At 39.6% G+C, this 17,690-nt stretch carries 16 protein-coding genes and 1 riboswitch; of the genes, 1 reads left to right on the top strand and 15 read right to left on the bottom strand.

Annotation, left to right across the window (positions count from 1 at the left end; translation table 11 throughout):
- Positions 1 to 59 precede the first annotated feature (59 nt).
- A complete protein-coding gene (locus tag LCM09_RS03150) occupies positions 60 to 509 on the top strand; it encodes a YslB family protein (RefSeq protein WP_224878660.1) in 450 nt (149 codons plus the stop codon).
- Between the two features lie 34 nt (positions 510 to 543).
- Here the strand turns inward: LCM09_RS03150 and LCM09_RS03155 are convergent, their stop codons facing one another.
- The 15 genes from LCM09_RS03155 to LCM09_RS03225 form a co-directional block, all read right to left on the bottom strand.
- On the bottom strand, positions 544 to 1,776 hold the full coding sequence (locus LCM09_RS03155; RefSeq protein WP_224878661.1) for an aspartate kinase: 1,233 nt from the start codon (positions 1,774 to 1,776) through the stop codon (positions 544 to 546).
- Positions 1,777 to 1,921: 145 nt separating this feature from the next.
- A riboswitch (Lysine riboswitch) is annotated at positions 1,922 to 2,110 on the bottom strand.
- A 79-nt stretch (positions 2,111 to 2,189) separates the two neighbouring features.
- Positions 2,190 to 3,971: an excinuclease ABC subunit UvrC gene (uvrC, locus tag LCM09_RS03160; protein WP_224878662.1), complete on the bottom strand. Its 1,782-nt coding sequence runs from the start codon at positions 3,969 to 3,971 to the stop codon at positions 2,190 to 2,192.
- Between the two features lie 65 nt (positions 3,972 to 4,036).
- The gene (locus tag LCM09_RS03165) at positions 4,037 to 5,521 is read right to left on the bottom strand and encodes a hypothetical protein (protein WP_224878663.1); all 1,485 of its coding nucleotides are present in this window, start codon (positions 5,519 to 5,521) and stop codon (positions 4,037 to 4,039) included.
- 84 nt (positions 5,522 to 5,605) lie between these two features.
- On the bottom strand, positions 5,606 to 6,544 hold the full coding sequence (locus LCM09_RS03170) for an FTR1 family iron permease (RefSeq protein WP_224878664.1): 939 nt from the start codon (positions 6,542 to 6,544) through the stop codon (positions 5,606 to 5,608).
- Positions 6,545 to 6,571: 27 nt separating this feature from the next.
- Positions 6,572 to 7,330 carry a hypothetical protein gene (locus tag LCM09_RS03175; protein WP_224878665.1) on the bottom strand — a complete coding sequence of 253 codons (759 nt, stop codon included), beginning with the start codon at positions 7,328 to 7,330 and terminating at the stop codon, positions 6,572 to 6,574.
- 64 nt (positions 7,331 to 7,394) lie between these two features.
- On the bottom strand, positions 7,395 to 8,168 hold the full coding sequence (locus LCM09_RS03180) for a glycosyltransferase family 2 protein (protein ID WP_224878666.1): 774 nt from the start codon (positions 8,166 to 8,168) through the stop codon (positions 7,395 to 7,397).
- Positions 8,165 to 9,631, bottom strand: coding sequence for an alkaline phosphatase family protein (locus tag LCM09_RS03185; protein WP_224878667.1), 1,467 nt, complete (start codon positions 9,629 to 9,631; stop codon positions 8,165 to 8,167). The genes LCM09_RS03180 and LCM09_RS03185 overlap by 4 nt, the downstream gene beginning before the upstream one ends.
- Positions 9,628 to 10,572 carry a lysylphosphatidylglycerol synthase transmembrane domain-containing protein gene (locus LCM09_RS03190; protein WP_224878668.1) on the bottom strand — a complete coding sequence of 315 codons (945 nt, stop codon included), beginning with the start codon at positions 10,570 to 10,572 and terminating at the stop codon, positions 9,628 to 9,630. The genes LCM09_RS03185 and LCM09_RS03190 overlap by 4 nt, the downstream gene beginning before the upstream one ends.
- Positions 10,545 to 11,489: an NAD-dependent epimerase/dehydratase family protein gene (locus tag LCM09_RS03195; RefSeq protein WP_224878669.1), complete on the bottom strand. Its 945-nt coding sequence runs from the start codon at positions 11,487 to 11,489 to the stop codon at positions 10,545 to 10,547. Before LCM09_RS03195 ends, LCM09_RS03190 begins: the two co-directional genes overlap by 28 nt.
- A 258-nt stretch (positions 11,490 to 11,747) precedes the next feature.
- Complete coding sequence (gene trxA / locus LCM09_RS03200; protein ID WP_224878670.1) at positions 11,748 to 12,059, bottom strand: thioredoxin; 312 nt, start codon at positions 12,057 to 12,059, stop codon at positions 11,748 to 11,750.
- Positions 12,060 to 12,274: 215 nt separating this feature from the next.
- Positions 12,275 to 13,252 (bottom strand): electron transfer flavoprotein subunit alpha/FixB family protein, encoded by a 978-nt coding sequence (locus LCM09_RS03205; RefSeq protein WP_224878671.1) that lies wholly within the window; start codon positions 13,250 to 13,252, stop codon positions 12,275 to 12,277.
- A gap of 12 nt (positions 13,253 to 13,264) precedes the next feature.
- A complete protein-coding gene (locus LCM09_RS03210; RefSeq protein ID WP_224878672.1) occupies positions 13,265 to 14,035 on the bottom strand; it encodes an electron transfer flavoprotein subunit beta/FixA family protein in 771 nt (256 codons plus the stop codon).
- A 30-nt stretch (positions 14,036 to 14,065) separates the two neighbouring features.
- Positions 14,066 to 14,839 carry an enoyl-CoA hydratase gene (locus tag LCM09_RS03215; RefSeq protein ID WP_224878673.1) on the bottom strand — a complete coding sequence of 258 codons (774 nt, stop codon included), beginning with the start codon at positions 14,837 to 14,839 and terminating at the stop codon, positions 14,066 to 14,068.
- 49 nt (positions 14,840 to 14,888) lie between these two features.
- Positions 14,889 to 15,482 (bottom strand): fatty acid metabolism transcriptional regulator FadR, encoded by a 594-nt coding sequence (fadR, locus tag LCM09_RS03220; RefSeq protein WP_224878674.1) that lies wholly within the window; start codon positions 15,480 to 15,482, stop codon positions 14,889 to 14,891.
- A 241-nt stretch (positions 15,483 to 15,723) separates the two neighbouring features.
- Complete coding sequence (locus LCM09_RS03225) at positions 15,724 to 17,418, bottom strand: AMP-binding protein (RefSeq protein ID WP_224878675.1); 1,695 nt, start codon at positions 17,416 to 17,418, stop codon at positions 15,724 to 15,726.
- Positions 17,419 to 17,690 lie beyond the last annotated feature (272 nt).

The following is a 17,690-nucleotide window of genomic DNA, read 5'->3' on the forward strand; positions in this document are numbered from 1 at the left end:
ATGTATGGAGGAATCCCTTCCAAACCGTTATAATAATATGAGACGAATTGGAGGAGTTTATGTTTAAAAAGCGTACGAATACCATCGATTATAGTCATGAAATAACCACAACAGCTTTTGGATATGAGCTTTTTAGAGAAGTTCTTCTTCCTGAGCTATTAGGGAATGAACAACCTAACATTCTCTATTGGACTGGTAAAGAAATCGCAAGAAAGTTCCCTCTTTCGACAAGAGAGGAAATCGAGCAATTCTTTAAGGATGCTGGATGGGGTGCTTTAACCATCGCACAAGAGAAAAAGAATGAAATATCCTACTTGATTCAATCACCTTTAATAGAAGAAAGAAAAAAAACGAGTCGTGATGATTGTTATCAGCTGGAAGCTGGCTTTCTTGCTGAACAATTTCAATACATGTTGCAATGTATAACGGAAGCTTATGAAACGAGCAAAAAGAATGATGTTCAAATTACAATCAAGTGGGATCCAAAGGATAAAATTAATTTAGGTTAGAAAAAGGGAGACCGTCTTGGCCTCCTTATTTTTTTCACTGATTAACTGGCGTTCTTTCATCTAACTGGAATTGCTCATGAAGTGTTTCGATCGCATAGATCATCTTATCCTCGGGTACAATTGTAGATACTTTGATTTCAGAGGTACTTACCATCTTAATTTCCACATCGTGATCAGCTAGTACTTCAAACATTTGTGCAGCAACACCAGGATTTGAAATCATACCTGACCCTACGATTGAAACTTTTGCAAGCTCTGACTCATAGAAAATATTCTCATATGGTAGTTTCACTTCTAAACGACGAAGTACATCGAGCGTTAGTTCTAGCGCAGCGGTTTCGATCGAGAACGAAATGCTCGTTGTATTCCTTTGACTAGTACTTTGTATAATGATGTCAACATTAATTCCGTTCGATGCGAGTGAAGAAAATAATGAAGGAAGTGTTGTGATTTCGTTTGGAAGACCTGAAATCGTTATCTTTGTGACATTACTTTCAAACGCAAGTCCTCTCACTACCAAATTCTGTTCCATTGATGCGACCTCCTCAATTATGGTTCCTGTGTCATTTGTAAAGCTTGAGCGTACCTCAAGCGGAATATTGAAATTTTTGGCGAATTCTACCGCCCTCGGATGAAGGACACCTGCACCGAGGTTGGCTAATTCAAGCATTTCATCATAAGAAATAGTTGAAAGCTTCCGCGCACCTTTTACGTATCTTGGATCTGTTGTGTATACGCCGTCTACATCCGTATAAATTTCACAGCGGTCAGCTTTAAGTGCAGCACCGATTGCTACAGCAGTCGTATCAGATCCTCCCCTGCCTAGTGTTGCAATGTCTTCTGTATCAGAAAGACCTTGGAACCCAGCAACGATGACGATTTTTCCTTCTCCTAGATGCCGAATCATTCTTTTTGCGTCGATGTCCAAAATTCTTGCGTTTCCATGTACGGATTCTGTCTTTAACCCAGCTTGCCAGCCCGTAAGTGAGACTGCTTCGTAGCCCATCTCTTGAAGAGCCATAGCAAGAAGAGCGGTTGTTACTTGTTCCCCTGTTGTCAGCAACATATCTAATTCTCTTGGGGAAGGTTTTGTCGTTATGCTTTTTGATAAACCTACTAGTTCATCAGTTGTTTTCCCCATAGCGGATACCACTGCTACAACTTCATCTCCTGCATCGACCGCTTCAGCAAGCCTCGCTGCTACGTTTTTTACTTTTTCTACATCTCCTACAGATGTTCCACCGAATTTCAGTACTCGAAGTCCCACTCTCTCCATCCTTTCCACTCTAAAACTGTATTTCTCACTCACAAATAGCTTCTTGAATAGGTTACGAAGAGCCTATATATACAAAAAAACAACAATGAGAAAAACCTCACTGTTGTTTTCATAATTCATTCAAGAAAACGTCCCTGTGTGAGATAGTCCTCCATTCAATCCCCGGGAAGGCATTGAATGACAGCTCTGTATTTCTTCAACACAGATCCAGCTTAAGGTGAATAAGCACCTTATCGCTTCGGCAAATTCCCCTTTCAACTCACGTCAACAAGTCTTATCACTCTCGCTTGAGTTTACTGATGGTTTTTGCGCCTCTACCATCACTTCAATTTATCGAAGTGTGGAACTATTAAATTTTCACTATTATAACGAACTATATGATATGCCGCAATATAAATTTGAAATTAATTTTCTTTTTGTTTGAATCGAGCCATCAATTCTTCAGCAACACTCTTCGGTAATCCGGCCTCTTGTAAGCCTTCCACATCTGCTTCTTTCATTTTCTTAATAGAGCCAAAATGGTTCAAAAGCTTCTTCTTACGCTTCTGACCAATGCCAGGAACCTCGTCTAGGCTTGATTTCAACATCGATTTACCCCGAAGCTGACGATGAAATGATATTGCAAAACGGTGGACTTCATCTTGAATACGCTGAAGAAGGTAAAATTCCTGACTGTTTCTAGGTAGATAAACGTCTTCAGGAGGATCTCCTATCAAAAGATGCGATGTGCGGTGTTTTTCGTCTTTTGTTAACGAACAAACAGGGATATCCAGTCCAAGTTCATTTTCTAATACATCTTTTGAAGCCTGTATTTGTGCTATACCACCATCGATAATAATTAGGTCCGGTAAAGGGCCATTCTCCTTGAGCAACCTCGTATACCTTCTCCTGATGACTTCTTTCATTGAACCGACGTCGTTTGGTCCTTCTACCGTCTTAATCTTGTACTTCCTATACTCATTCTTCTTAGGTTTACCATCTAGAAACACGACCATCGCTGAAACTGGATTGGTACCTTGAATATTCGAGTTATCAAATGCTTCTATACGAAGAGGGGCATGAATGCCTAACTGCTCACCAAGATTTTCAACGGCATCGATCGTCCTCTTCTCATCCCGCTCAATAAGGGAGAATTTCTCGTTGAGTGCTATGTTCGCATTCTTGATCGTTAATTCTACCAGTTCTTTTTTCTTACCTCTTTTTGGTTGATGTACTGGAATATGAAGAAGTTCTTCAGCTATATCTGCGTCAATACTATTAGGCAAGAGGATTTCTTTTGGCTTTGGGTGGTTTTTCTGAAGATAGAACTGACCTAAGTATGTTAGAAAATCTTCTTCTGGTTCATTGTAAAATGGAAATAACGATACATCCCGCTCGATTAGTTTTCCTTGTCTCACGAAAAAGACTTGCACACACATCCAGCCTTTATCGAAGCTAAATCCAAATATATCTCGATCAAGCCCATCATTCGTTTGAATCGTTTGTGCTTCCATGACTTTCTCGATGTGGAACATAAGATCTCGGTATTCTTTCGCACGTTCAAAATCAAGGTTTTCAGAAGCGCTTACCATCTTACGCTCTAGGTCCTGTTTCACTTCTTGATGGCCACCATTTAAAAACCTTGTGATTCCCTCAATCATCTCCTTGTTCTGCTCTTTCGTAACTTCTTTTACACAAGGAGCGAGGCATTGCCCGATATGATAATACAAACATACTCGATCTGGCATCTTTCGGCACTTACGCAGCGGATAAATACGGTCTAGTAGCTTCTTTGTAGCACTAGCAGCATAAGCGTTCGGATATGGCCCGAAGTACTTCCCTTTGTCTTTCTTTATCTTCCGGGTCGTAATGAGTCTAGGCTGTTCTTCAGCCGTTATTTTTATATATGGATAGCTTTTATCGTCTTTGAGCATCACATTGTATTTCGGGTCATGTTTTTTAATTAAGTTAAGTTCAAGTATAAGTGCTTCTAAGTCAGTCGACGTTACGATATATTCAAAGTCTCTAATTTCACCAACAAGACGCTGAGTTTTACCATCATGAGCTCCTGAGAAATAAGACCGAACTCTATTTTTAAGAACTTTTGCCTTCCCAACATAAATGATTGTTCCTTGGCGATCCTTCATTAAGTAACAGCCAGGCTGATCTGGAAGGACAGCTAATTTATTTTTCAAATGTTCCTGCATGCTGCCTCTCCTCTCTTTTCACTCTTATAGGGGTATCTATGTTCCCCTCTCAATTGTAACACATACTAAGGTTTATACTCGTACAGGACGATTTTATGGTAAACAGGGTCGTACATCTGATTTGAATAAAATGGTTTTACTTTTTGGATCGAGTCATGTATCGGAGCTCCTTGCACTGAAAATCCATTTACAACTTCTCCAGTGAGAAAAACCCTGCGATCTTCATAATAAGGAAGTTGTGATAAAAAGGTAGCGTAAGTATATACCCGGTCATGATTAAAGGAAACGTTTGTATATTCCATGACCCTTGTTTCTTCCCACGTATATACCATTAGTGGTTCCTCTATATCAGACAAATACCCAATTAATTTGTGAACCGCAGCGGGTTTATCTCCTTCTACTAACATGTTGTAAGTCCCGACCATTTGTGAAAGCAAGAGAATCATTACCAAACCTACTTTTAAATAAACCTTTCTACAACCCATAAAAGATAATAAACAAACAAATAGCAACATGCCAGGTAACGGCAAAATATGCCTAGGTTTATCTATATTTTGAGCAAAGAGCGCCCAAAAAAAGTAACATACAAACATGAAAAAATATGTCCAATCAAACCAAGAACCTTGTCTACGAAAACCTCTGAACACGGCATACGCCACAATCATTGAAATGAGTAAAAGAGCCAATACGGAATGACCAGACAAACCAGTCCATCCAATGTTGTATACAATAAGTTGAAAGACCCTCTCCCAAATTGGTGAAGATGCACTTGAAACGGCAGTCCCTCCCCACTCTTGAAAATGACCTGCTGAAAAGCCTAACGCTAGTTGAAGGAATGCAGCCACTCCTCCTTCTGAGGCAGCAAGACCCATAACCCAAATAAGTTGAAATAGGATGGCAAGGGTAAGTTGAGACCCTAAGAAGACGGTATAACCTTTCTTATATGAAAACAATCTTTTCTTTTCTATTAGCAGTAAGAGAAGTCCTATTCCAAATGGGAGATAAGACAACCTGATTCCAAACAACACGCTTAACAATAACGATGGCAGTATAACAATTGATAAGGAATTTCTCTTCTGAAATGCTACTTTCAAACTCCAAATGTACCACCATAAGACCGAAACAGCTGAAACTTCACTCATTGGCTGAATCGTCATCACGTTCATAAAAACCATCGATTGGATAACAGCTACAGTAAGAACACTTAAGCTCTTTGATAGAACAGACCTACTGATTGAATATAGTGGGTAAATTGCTGAAAACAAAAGAATTGAATTAAAATATGATAACGCAATCGAAGGGTTCTCAACCCAACTGTTCACGAGCATACCACCTAGAATGAAGTATGGATAACCTGGGAAATGAGGTTGCATTGCAAAAAGATCAAACCTAGAAAGCGCAAGCAAAAAATCCACTTGATCCCAAGACCTTGGCACGTCTAAGGCATATACCGTTCTCCACCATACGATAAGAACAATACACACTAATGATAGGGATATAACTGTTCCTTTTAAAAACTGGTTCATTTCATGACGGTCTCTATCCTTCAAGACTACTTCACCCTTTTCAGCACTCCGCTTACGAAGTAAAGCTACAAAAAATACAAGGCGATTAATCGCCTTGTATTTGTAAATTTATTTCACTGCAGATTCATTCATTTTATTTGTAGATTCAAAAACAGTTTGTTTCTCTTCTTTTACCGTCTTCTTCTTAGGTTCACTGTTCGTATTCACAAGAAGATAAATGACAGCAAAGTAACCAATATAAGCTACGATTTCTTCAAGTGATGGCATAGATGAATACCCGAACAATGCTTTGAAGAAAATCCCTATATCCCCTGAAAGAAGAGGAGCTACGCCATTGTCACGAACATAATGAGCATAATCGATCGGATGTTCAGGAAGAAGCCAAGTTAAATCATATACATGCGGCATTACACTACCGATCATCTTAATATCTTGCATCATTGAGATCCCCTGAACGAGAAGACCACCAGCGATTAGAACGATAAAGACTCCAGTTACCTTGAAAAATGATTTAAGAGGGATACGCATTGTGCCTTTGAAGAATAGATACGAAATGACTGCTGCAATTAGGACACCAGTAATCGCCCCCCAGCCTTCAAAGCCTTTTCCAATATCCCCACCTGTAATTGCAGCGAAGAAGAAAACTGTTTCGACACCTTCTCGTAATACTACTAGGAAAGAGTGAATGACCATTCCTACTATATTTCCTGTCGTAATAAGATGAGACATCTTTTCTTCTGCCTTACCTTTAAGGTTCTTACTGTGAGCTGCCATCCAAAAGACCATTTGGGTTAATAGTACAGAGGATATTAACATAATGGAAATTTTCAGGTACATTTCACTTCCCATCGCTGCAAATCCTGTGAAAACCACCTGGAACAACATGGCGACTCCTACACTCGCAACAACTGCGAGACCTGCGCCTAGCCAGACAAATTTATTGAACTGACTCTGTCCGACCCTTTTCATATATGTGGTTATGATGCCAATGATGAGGAGGGCTTCAAGTACTTCTCTGAACATGATCAGCAACGCCTGAAATTCCATTACATTATCCCCTTTCTGAACAAACCTCTATGATCGTCGTTTCTTCATTGAATAAAACACAACTCCCGCTACTACTAGAACGATAAGTACTAACGGTATCCAATTTGATAATTGACCGAGGTCAGTCCACTCGTTACCAGTTCCGGTTGTATCTTCTTTTGCACTCTCACCAAAATGGCCGATTTCCACCGACTTCATATCAAATTGATTTTTTAACCCATTAATAACTGTTTCTTTACTTTTTGTAAACTGCTCTTTATCTGAATCTTTCTCACCAACACCAAACAGTCCCGGGTTACCGAGTGAATCGAGCATCGTTTCAAATTCCTGCTTAATTGTAGAATCAAGTTCTGAATCATTCTTTTCTACGATTGGCGATAATTTCTTATAGGTTGCATCCGCTTTTCCAACTAACTTCCTAGTTGTCTCATATTCCTCGAACTTACCTTCAACATTTTCAAGACGTCTAGCGATGTTAAGAACGAGGACTTGCTGCATATTAGTAAGAATCGCATCTTTATTCTCATTTTCGAGCTCAGATTTAACCGCTGAAACGGCATCTTCACCCATATGTAATTTGATCTCATCTTCAACAGTTTCGAAAATTTTCTCTGCTTGATCATAATCTGGAGGAGATTCAGAAAGTTTTGCGGACATTTCTGCGTAAGCTTCAGCTACTTTCTCTTCTGTTGGATCACCGTATGAATAGGCTTCAGCTAATTGTGGCATTGCTAGTGAGCTGATAACCATGATTACGGCCATAATTGACACTATGCGTTTTTTCATTGAAAATCCTCCTCATTGATAATGATAATGATTATCATCATCGAAGTCAATAACTGAAATGCACTTATAACGACTTTTCTGGATAAGTATACTTCCATTCATCATTCGAATAGCGATGCGCTTTGTAGTCGATCTTGACTTTCTTAACTGGTCTCGACATTTCTTTAACGATTGCTGGGATAACTGAAGTTAAATAAGCTTTGAATTTGATGTATGATTCTCCAGTTGATCTCACCTGATACGTGATCGGGATTTCTCTTACTCGAAACCCTTTACGAACAAGATTCAACGTTAGAACCTGAGCATAGTTATAATCATGAATGATTTCCCCATGGATCATCGCTTGCTTTGAGAATGCTCTCATACCTGACTGTCCGTCTCGTATCCATTTTTGTAAAAGCAAGGATTGAAGGAACGTGAAGCAATAGTTCCCTAGGCGCCTATGAACTCTCATTCCATCTATCGTCCCTTTGAACCTGGACCCCATAACGTAATCAGACTCTCCTTTTAAGATTGGCTCGATTAGCTCTGGAAGCTGCCAGGCTGGATACTCATTATCAGCATCAAGCATAACACCAATGTCAGCACCTAGCTCTACAGAGTGTGAGAGTCCCTTACGTACTGCAGCACCTAAGCCTCGATTTTCTTCAAACGAGTAAATATAATCTGCTCCTGCTTCTTTAGCCACTTCAACCGTGCGATCTGTTGAACCATCATCGATGACAAGAACACTAACGGTAATATTACTCAGGAAATGTCTTGGTATCTTTCTAATTACTTCTCCTATCGCTCGCTCTTCATTGTGAGCAGGGAGAAATACGATTACATGTTGCTTCATTTACTTGTCTCTTCCTTCCTATATTCAAAAGCATCTGTCAAAATAGAACCCCTACTATGTGATGGAATGGGAGCACCGATTAAATATGACACAGTTGGTGCAACTGAAGTTAAACTATGCTTATCTTCAATAACCTTTCCTGAAGCAATCGTCGGACCATTCATGAAAAATGGAACAAAGCGCTCACCTTCATCGAGATGGCCATGACCACCGATTCCATCAGCTTGTCCATGATCAGCACAAACGATCAACGTCGTATTCTCCATATAACCATGCTCTTCTAACCAGTTCACATATTCTTCTATCAATCGATCAGCTTCTTCGATTTTTTGAATGTACTCATCGTATAGTACACCTCTCGCATGCCCTGTTTGGTCAGTACCGATTAGTTGCAGAGCAAAGAAAGAAGGGTCTTTCTCTTTCATAACCTGTCTTGCTCTCCCCATAATGTTTGTATCAGCAACATCATTATTCATGACAGCAGTTACTGTATCAACATCGTCACCCATAGCATCAACAAGATGAGCAATTCCTAATAACCTTCCACTTTTGTTCACTTTTCTTAAAGAATCAAATATCGTTTCTACTTTTACACCCTCGTTCCAAACCATGTTCGACTTAATTCCATGCTCAAAGGGATATGTACCTGTCATCATAGAAGAGAAACATACCACAGTTCTCGCTGGATAAACGGTTTCCATTTGACTGTATTCTGTTCCATTCTTCTTCAATGAATCCAAGAAAGGCGTGTTCGCTTCTTGGAACCGTTCCTTTCTCATCCCATCGATTACAATCATAATGACTCGTTCATTTTGTGTGATTGGTTTGTCAACCTGATCTGTGTAGCTTGTTTTAATATCAGGCTTCCAATCGAATAAATTACGATGGAGAATAAAGCTAAACAACCATATACCAGCATAAAACAATAGAAGTTTGGTCCAATCTATCGATAAAGAAGAAATTGAAGCAGAATCGATTACCATAACCCATATTGGAATGATGAGAAGAAACTTCGGAAGCTGTTCTTGAGCATTCCCACTAGTGGAATCACTATTCTTAAGGACTAGTTTCCAGAAACGAGTGAAGTTAAGCCAGCTCGTACCAATTCTTAGATGGTAATAAAATGTTCCCCAGAAAAACACTGTAAAGAAAAAGTATAGAGAGACGGCTAACAGAGCAGCTGTTAATGAAAAATGATCAAATAATAGCAAATAGCCGACTAAAGGTATCCACAAATAATTCCTCAAAAACAGCGGATAGTCATAATTATAATAAAGAACGAGCAATGGCAGGACAGCAGCAAACCCTATGAAAAAACTACTCCAAAAACCCAAGGTCGACCATTGCGTGATATAAAAAAGTAAAACCGTTCCTGTTACGAATATAGGGGTGAAGGGCTTCCCTTCATTAAGTAAATTCCAGCATCTTGCTGCAACCTTTTCAAAACCAGACGCTTGCTTCATTGTGTTTCTCCTTTCTTAGATAAAAACGACTTCAGTTTGTGAAGTCTCAAAGGGTACATATAGAATGCTAGTGCACCTGCTGCAAATGAGTACAAGTATTTAAAGCCATGCGTAATAATTGCGACAGAAAGGGCATCTTCCATACTGAAGCCATACTGGTATAGTGAGAAACTCATGACACTTTCATAAGTAGCTAAACCGCCTGGTGCAAGCTGAAAGACACCCGCTCCCACTGATAAGGAGGTAACCCAAATCGCATCCATATAAGAAAAAGCAGGCGCAGAAAACCTCGCTACTCCGTATACGACTATTCCTTCTGCAATCCAACTAATTCCTGATAAAACCACAATCAATGTTCCAGTCTTTGAGGAAAATAACCTTTTAAAGTCATTAAACTGCTTAACAACAAAAAATGGAAGTTTTCTTAATTTATGTATGATAAGGAGAAGAGCTAGAGTCACGATTCCTACGATACTGAAAATAATAACAACCCGATAGCTTAGATTGATACCCATTAACGTAGCTCCGATTATTGCAAATAAACCTAACCATATTAAATCAAGAAACCTAAGTGATACGACAGTCTTAACGGAATGATTCACCCTCACTTCTGGGTGTTGTGCAAGTGTTCCGATTCTAACCGCTTCCCCACCTTTGAGTGGTAGGATGTGATTGAAAAACAGGCTATAGAAAATACCGGATATAAATACTTTATAGCTAACGTTCCGATTTATCACGAGTTTCCAGCTCAAAGCCCGTAAGAGAAAAGCAATCGTGTATCCTACGACCATGGCGATTAGCCAAACAGGATGAGTGAGTAAACTACTAAATAACTTAGATAATGACTCGATATTAAAGATGGGGATTAAAAACCAGAAAAAAAGTCCGATAAGAGACAGACCGATCAACAGCTTTATCGACCGTAATATTTTTTTGCCCATGCAATCGTTCTCCGTAATCCTTCATTAATATCAATTTCAGGTTTATATCCAAGTTGTTCCTGAGCTTTATGAATATTACTCCACGTATGCTTAACATCTCCTATACGAAAAGGACGATCTACAATCTTCGCATCCGGGAAAGGGTCAACCAATAAGTCGATGAGGCGCTGGAGTGGGATTGGATGTCCATTTCCTAAATTAAAAACTTCTGAATCAGTTTGTTGATAGAGTGAGAGAAAAATCCCTTTCACAATATCATCAATATAGGTGAAATCCCTTGATTGTTCTCTACCGAAAATTTCAATTTCTTCTTCATCCATCAGTTTCTTAATGAATAGGGGAATCGCCATATCAGGCCTTCCCCATGGACCATAAACTGTAAAGAATCGAAGAATCGATAGTTTAAATCCATAAAGGGACCTATATGCATGGCAAAAAGATTCTGCTCCTGATTTCGCTGCTGCATATGGTGATCTCACTCTTCCATCAGCTTGTTCTTCTCGAACAGGACCGTCAACATCACCATACACGGAAGAAGAAGATCCAAAAACAACATGTGGAACACCTGTTTCACCAGCCGCTCTAAGAACGTTAACCACTGCTTTAATATCATGGTCGATATAGTCATGTGGGTTCGAAATGGAATACTGCACTCCAGGAAGAGCAGCAAGATGAATCACAGCATCATACGATTTCTTTTTAAAATGGTGAAGCGTTTTATCTTCATCTCTTAAATCAAACGTCTCTAAGTGGAATTCACCAATCTTCTTAATTTGATCAAGGTGTTCCTTCTTCCTCTTCACTTCATAGTAATTTGAAAACGTATCGATAATCGTAATATTGAAATTATTTCGCAGTAAATATTTCGCAAGGTGACTGCCGATAAAACCAGCTCCACCAGTAATTAAAACATTCATATGTTGCACCCCTACCTACTCTTTGAACGAACCTTACACAAGAGAAATGGCCGCTGTAGTAGCGGCCATTTTCATCTAATTCTATTGTACTACACTCAAGAATAGAGACAAAATGTAATTCTCATGTGAATCCTAACATGCTAGACTTCCGCTTTCGTCATGAAGAGTATACCGAGAACGATTATCAGTGTCAATATTCATTCTTTTTGTGGCATAGAAAAAACCCCAATCCATAGATTGGGGTTTTTCGTTCATCATTTACTGATGCTTAGAAAGAGTTTGTGCTAGAGCTTCTTTCGGTTGGAAACCAACTACTTGATCAACTACTTCTCCGTTTTTGAAAACAAGAAGTGTTGGAATGCTCATTACACCGAACTTGCTTGCTGTTTCTTGGTTCTCATCAACATCAAGCTTAACAACTTTCACATCAGCCATTTCAGCATCAAGCTCTTCTAGAACTGGTGCAATCATCTTACAAGGTCCACACCAAGGTGCCCAAAAGTCTGCAAGTACTAGACCTTCGCTTGTTTCTTGATTAAAGTTTTGATCTGTCGCATGTACGATAGCCATATATATCGTCCTCCTTAAACAATTATCACTTGAGATACCAGGTTAAGGCCGGTTGACTCAATGTGTTTTCTGCCATATTGCTTATCAAAATGGCTCAGACTGAGTATATCATTAATACTCTTTTGGTTTCCATTTTTTTGACTCACACACATTCTTCCCTATTATGAAGAGAAAAAAACGTGGGAAAAGCGAGCTATGTTTAGCTCGCTTTATCCTTAATTTGTTTGTAGTACTTTTTTGAATTCTTGAGTTAATAACGGAACTACTTCAAACAAGTCTCCGACGATTCCATAATCAGCGACATTGAAAATATTCGCTTCAGGATCTTTGTTGATTGCGACGATTACTTTAGAGTTGGACATACCTGCGAGATGCTGAATTGCACCTGAGATACCACATGCAATATAAAGGTCAGGTGTAACAACTTTCCCAGTTTGCCCGATTTGTAATGAATAATCACAGTAGTCCGCGTCGCAAGCTCCTCGAGAAGCTCCCACTGCAGCTCCTAGGACATCAGCAAGTTCTTGAAGTGGTTCGAACCCATCCTCGCTCTTAACACCTCGGCCACCAGCGATAATAACCTTAGCTTCGGATAGATCCACTCCAGAAGTAGACTTGCGAACAACTTCCTTAACGATTGTTCGTAGGTCTTTAATTTCTACATCTTCAGAGAAGACTTCACCTGAACGTGATTCATCTTTCTCAAGTGCTGAGATGTTATTAGGACGGATCGTTGCAATAGTAACGCCTGCCTTTACCTTTTTCTTCTCAAAAGCTTTACCTGAATATATTGGACGAGTGAATACGATATCCTCACCGTCTAGCTCAATCGCTGTAGCATCTGATATTAAACCTGCATCAAGTTTACTTGCTAGTTTTGGTGCAATATCTTTACCCATTGATGTGTGAGGCAGAAGGATAGCATCCGGCTTTATTGAGTTGATGATTTGTAGGAACACTTGCCCATACCCATCACTTGTATAAGTTGAAAGCTTTTCATTTTCTGCTTTAATGACGCGGTCTGCACCATAGTGGACCAAAGCATCTGTTAATGCGCTTACATTTTCACCTGCAATAGCAGCGATTACTTCTCCGCCTGCTGCGATTTCTTTACCAGCAGCAATAGCTTCAAACGATACATTACGTAGTTCACTTTCACGACTTTCTGCAATTACGAGTACTTTTTTGGCCATAATAAACCCCTCCTATATAACTTTCGCTTCCTGACGAAGTAATTTCACTAGCTCTTGTACTTGATCATCAACTTCCCCATCAAGCACTTTTCCAGCTTCTTTTTTAGGTGGTAAATAACGTTCGATCGTTTCTGTTTTAGCTTCTATTTCATCGTCCTCAACGTCTAATTCATCGTAATCGATTTCTTCTAATGGCTTCTTCTTTGCCTTCATAATCCCAGGAAGAGAAGGATAACGAGGTTCATTAAGTCCCTGCTGTGCTGTTACAAGTAGAGGAAGCTGTGCTTCTACGATTTCTACATCACCTTCAACATCTCGCTCGATCGTAGCTGTACTTCCATCGATATCCAATTTCGTAATTGTTGTTACGTATGGAATACCGATCTTCTCAGCTAGACGAGGTCCAATCTGTCCAGTACTGTTATCGTTCGAAACGTTCCCTCCTAGGATAATGTCGTACTCTTTATCCCCAAAATAAGCGGCTAGTAAAGCAGTTGTTGTATATTGATCACTATCCTCAAGCTCTTCATTGTTAATTAGAACAGCTTTGTCTGCGCCCATTGCGAGTGCCGTTCTAAGTTCTTTCTCGACTTCTTCACTACCAATACTAACAACCGTTACTTCCCCACCGTGGTCGTCACGTAGTTGAATTGCTTCTTCAATCGCATACTCGTCGTAAGGGTTGATAATAAACTCAACGCCTTCTTCACTGATCTTGCCATTCTCGATAACAATTTTTTCTTCTGTATCAAAGGTTCTTTTCATAATTACGAATATGTTCATTTCTTTTTACCCTCCCTGAGATAATTGTGTTTATTTATCAGTAAAGTTTGGCTTACGCTTCTCTATGAAAGCTCGAATGCCTTCTTGCCCATCTTCAGATGCGAAAGCCTTACCGAAATACTCTTTTTCTTTCGCTACTCCTTCATCAAACCTAGCAGCCTTAGAATAATTCAAAAGCTCTAATGCATACTTCATTGAAACAGCACTTTTTTGAGCGATTTTCTCTGCAAGTTGTTTTGCATTAGGAAGGAGTTCATCCTCTCGGAAGACCTGATTCGCTAAACCTAGGTTCACGGCTTCACGTCCGGAAATCGGTTCGCTCGTTAGTAGCATTTCTGTAGCTTTCGCTCTTCCAACGAGCTCAGGCAAGCGCTGTGAACCTGCAAAACCAGGCACAAGCCCTAATTGAAGTTCTGGCAAGCCAAGTTTCGCATCTTCCGTTACGAGACGGATATGACAAGCCATCGCGAGCTCGAGCCCCCCGCCGAGCGCAGCCCCATGTATGGCAGCGATGATCGGTTTTGGGAACGCTTCCATTTTGTCGAAAAGTGATTGACCAAGACCTCCAAGATCAGCGAAGCCTTCTTCAGTATCAACAGTAGTAAACTCTTTGATGTCCGCTCCTGCAGAGAAGAACCTACCCTCTCCAGTTAGCAAGATTACCTTTGTTTCTGCATCGTTCTCTAAATCATTAAGTATATACGTAAGTTCTTTAAGTACATCCGTAGCAACTGCATTTGCTGGTGGTCTTTTCAATGAAACGTTTGCTACTTTGTTCTCTTTCGTTACATTAATAAACTCCACTTTCCCACTCCTTCCTGCATCATAGTGTTTCCGGGAATCCGGGACACATTTATTTGCTCAACCCGTTGATCAGCAGATGATGAATAGGCTTTGCAAGTGATTCTAAGTCAAACTTATGATCTTTCATAACCCAGTTAGTGACTGTCTCATCAAGGGTCCCAAAAATCATTTGTCTAGCGAGCCTGACATCTAACTCTTTCATGAATAGCCCTGACTTAACACCACCGATTAAAATTTGATCAACAAGTGTTAAATATTTCTTCAGTACTTCACCGATTTGAGCACGTAACTCTTTGTTCGTTTGTCTTAACTCTAACTGAGTCACGATCGCAAGCTCATAATCAGAAGAAAGGTGCTTAAAATGCATATCGATCAGCGTTAACAGCTTATCTTCTGCATTGCTTTTTTCAGCAATCTGTTCTTCTATTTTATCAATGAAGCTTCCCATCTTTTTTTGAAATAATGATATGAGCAAATCTTCTTTGTTCTTGAAGTACAAATAAATCGTACCGTCTGCCACACCGGCTTCACGCGCTATTTTGGAAACTTGCGCTTGATGGTAGCCATTCTGTGCAATTACTACTACTGCAGCATCAATTATTTTGTCATACTTCGGGCCACGCTTTTTCCCTTTTTCCACCATAGCAAGTTCTCCTTTATTCTTAATCCGACATCTCACTCAATAAAATGAATGAGCATTCATTCATAAATATATTGTAGCTGTACACCATAGTAGCTGTCAATATCGGATTTCTGAGCGAGCGCTCAATTTGAATGCAAGGATAATTGCAAATTCATCATATCATAATAAGCTGAAATGTGCGAATTTTTCTAATTAATTTCCCAGTTAATATTTCTCATTAAATAAAGAAGAAAGCCAATCGCTACAGCGATTGACTTTCCTTTTCCTTTTCTTCATCAACAAGCACTCTTCGAAGAATTTTCCCAACTGTAGTTTTTGGAAGCTCTTCACGAAATTCGTATAGATGTGGAACTTTGTAAGCCGCAAGAAAGCGCCTACAATGTTGATCTAAATCTTCTTCCGTACAACGATTATTACTCTTAAGAACGACGAATGCTTTTACTGTCTCCCCACGATAAGGATCAGGAACCCCTATTATAACAGCTTCTTGAACGGAAGGATGTTCATATAAGACCTCTTCAACTTCACGTGGATAGATATTAAAGCCGCCTGCGATAATCATATCTTTTTTCCGGTCTACGATATAAAAATAACCATTTTCGTCTTGATATGCCATGTCACCAGTAAAAAGCCAGCCATCTTTTAGAACCGCTTCAGTTTCATCAGGTCTATTCCAGTATCCCTTCATAACCTGAGGACCCTTCACAATGAGTTCACCAATCTCTTTAACTTCTGCAACCTCACCTTCAGGGTTTACTATTTTGGCATCGGTATCTGGCCAAGGCATACCTACACTCCCGATTATATTCCCATCAGATATGGGATTCGCGTGTGTTACAGGTGAGGATTCCGTTAAGCCATACCCTTCTACGAGTCTTCCACTGATCTTCTCCTGGAATTTCTGCTGAACCTCGATTGGCAGTGGTGCTGATCCACTAATACAAGACTTGATCGACGATAAGTCATAGCTATCAAAGTCAGGTTCATTTAGTAATGAGATATAGATGGTAGGCGCACCTGGGAATAACGTTGGCTTTTGTTTATGGATTGTCTTCAATGTGTCTCTAGGTTCGAATTTAGGTAAAATAATCATTTTGGAAGCAAACATAATAGAGAAGTTCATCACACAGGTCATCCCATATACGTGAAAGAAAGGCAGAACGCCTAATATCCTCTCTTCACCATAGGTGATGTCTCGATTCCATACGATCATCTGCATCGTATTCACAACGAGATTATAGTGTGTTAACATGACGCCTTTCGCTAGACCTGTTGTCCCACCAGTATATTGAAGCAAAGCCAAATCCTCTTTAGGATCTATATCTAATTCGATTTCCTCAGACCTTCCATTTTTCACCCAACTTTGAAAAGTATGAATGTCCTCGTTCAGTGGAATTTCAACAATTGGTCCTTGCTTATTTTTCTTTTGAACGAGCGGATAAAGGAAGTTCTTTGGAAATGGCAAGTACTCATTTATTTTAGTAACGACAACATGCTGTAACGTAGTCTTATTTTTCACATTTAACACTTTTGGTAACACGAGGTCGAGGCAAATAATGATAGACGCATCCGAATCCGTTAACTGATGTTCCAGCTCCCTTTCCATATACAGGGGGTTTGTTTGTACAACAATACCGCCTGCCATTAGTACTGCGTAGTAACTAATAACAGCTTGAGGACAGTTAGGCAGCATGATCGATACCCTGGCACCCTTCTCAAGCCCATGATCTTTCAACGAGTTTGCTAGTCGGTTTGCTCGGTCGTAAAGTTCTTGATACGTTAGCTCTTTCCCTAAAAAGTGAACTGCCTTCTTATTCGGGTAGTTTTGTGCAGCATCTACCAAGTACTGATGAAGAGGCTTGTTATCATAGTCTATCGTTGGTGGTACGCCCTCATCATAATGCGAAAACCATGGTTTTTCGCTAATATTCTCCATTATTTTTTCAACCTCCCTTTCAACTCTCCTTTCAAACCCTATTCTCTCTATAAAATAATTATAATGAAAAACAAGAAAATATCCTATCTTTTTTTGATTTTTTTGAATAGAATGGCAATTTTCGTCACAACTTGTCTCATAAAAATGAAAAAAAGACAGGTTTTCACCTGTCTTTTCTAAACAAAATAAAGCAAATATACGATTCCAGCAATAAAGAATATACCTGATACGACCATGAGCACTTTCCATAAGGTCTCCATCCAACTCTCCCC

Origin of the sequence: Guptibacillus algicola (assembly GCF_020171805.1) — a bacterium.
In the GTDB taxonomy this organism is placed as follows: Bacteria; Bacillota; Bacilli; order Bacillales; family Guptibacillaceae; genus Guptibacillus; species Guptibacillus algicola.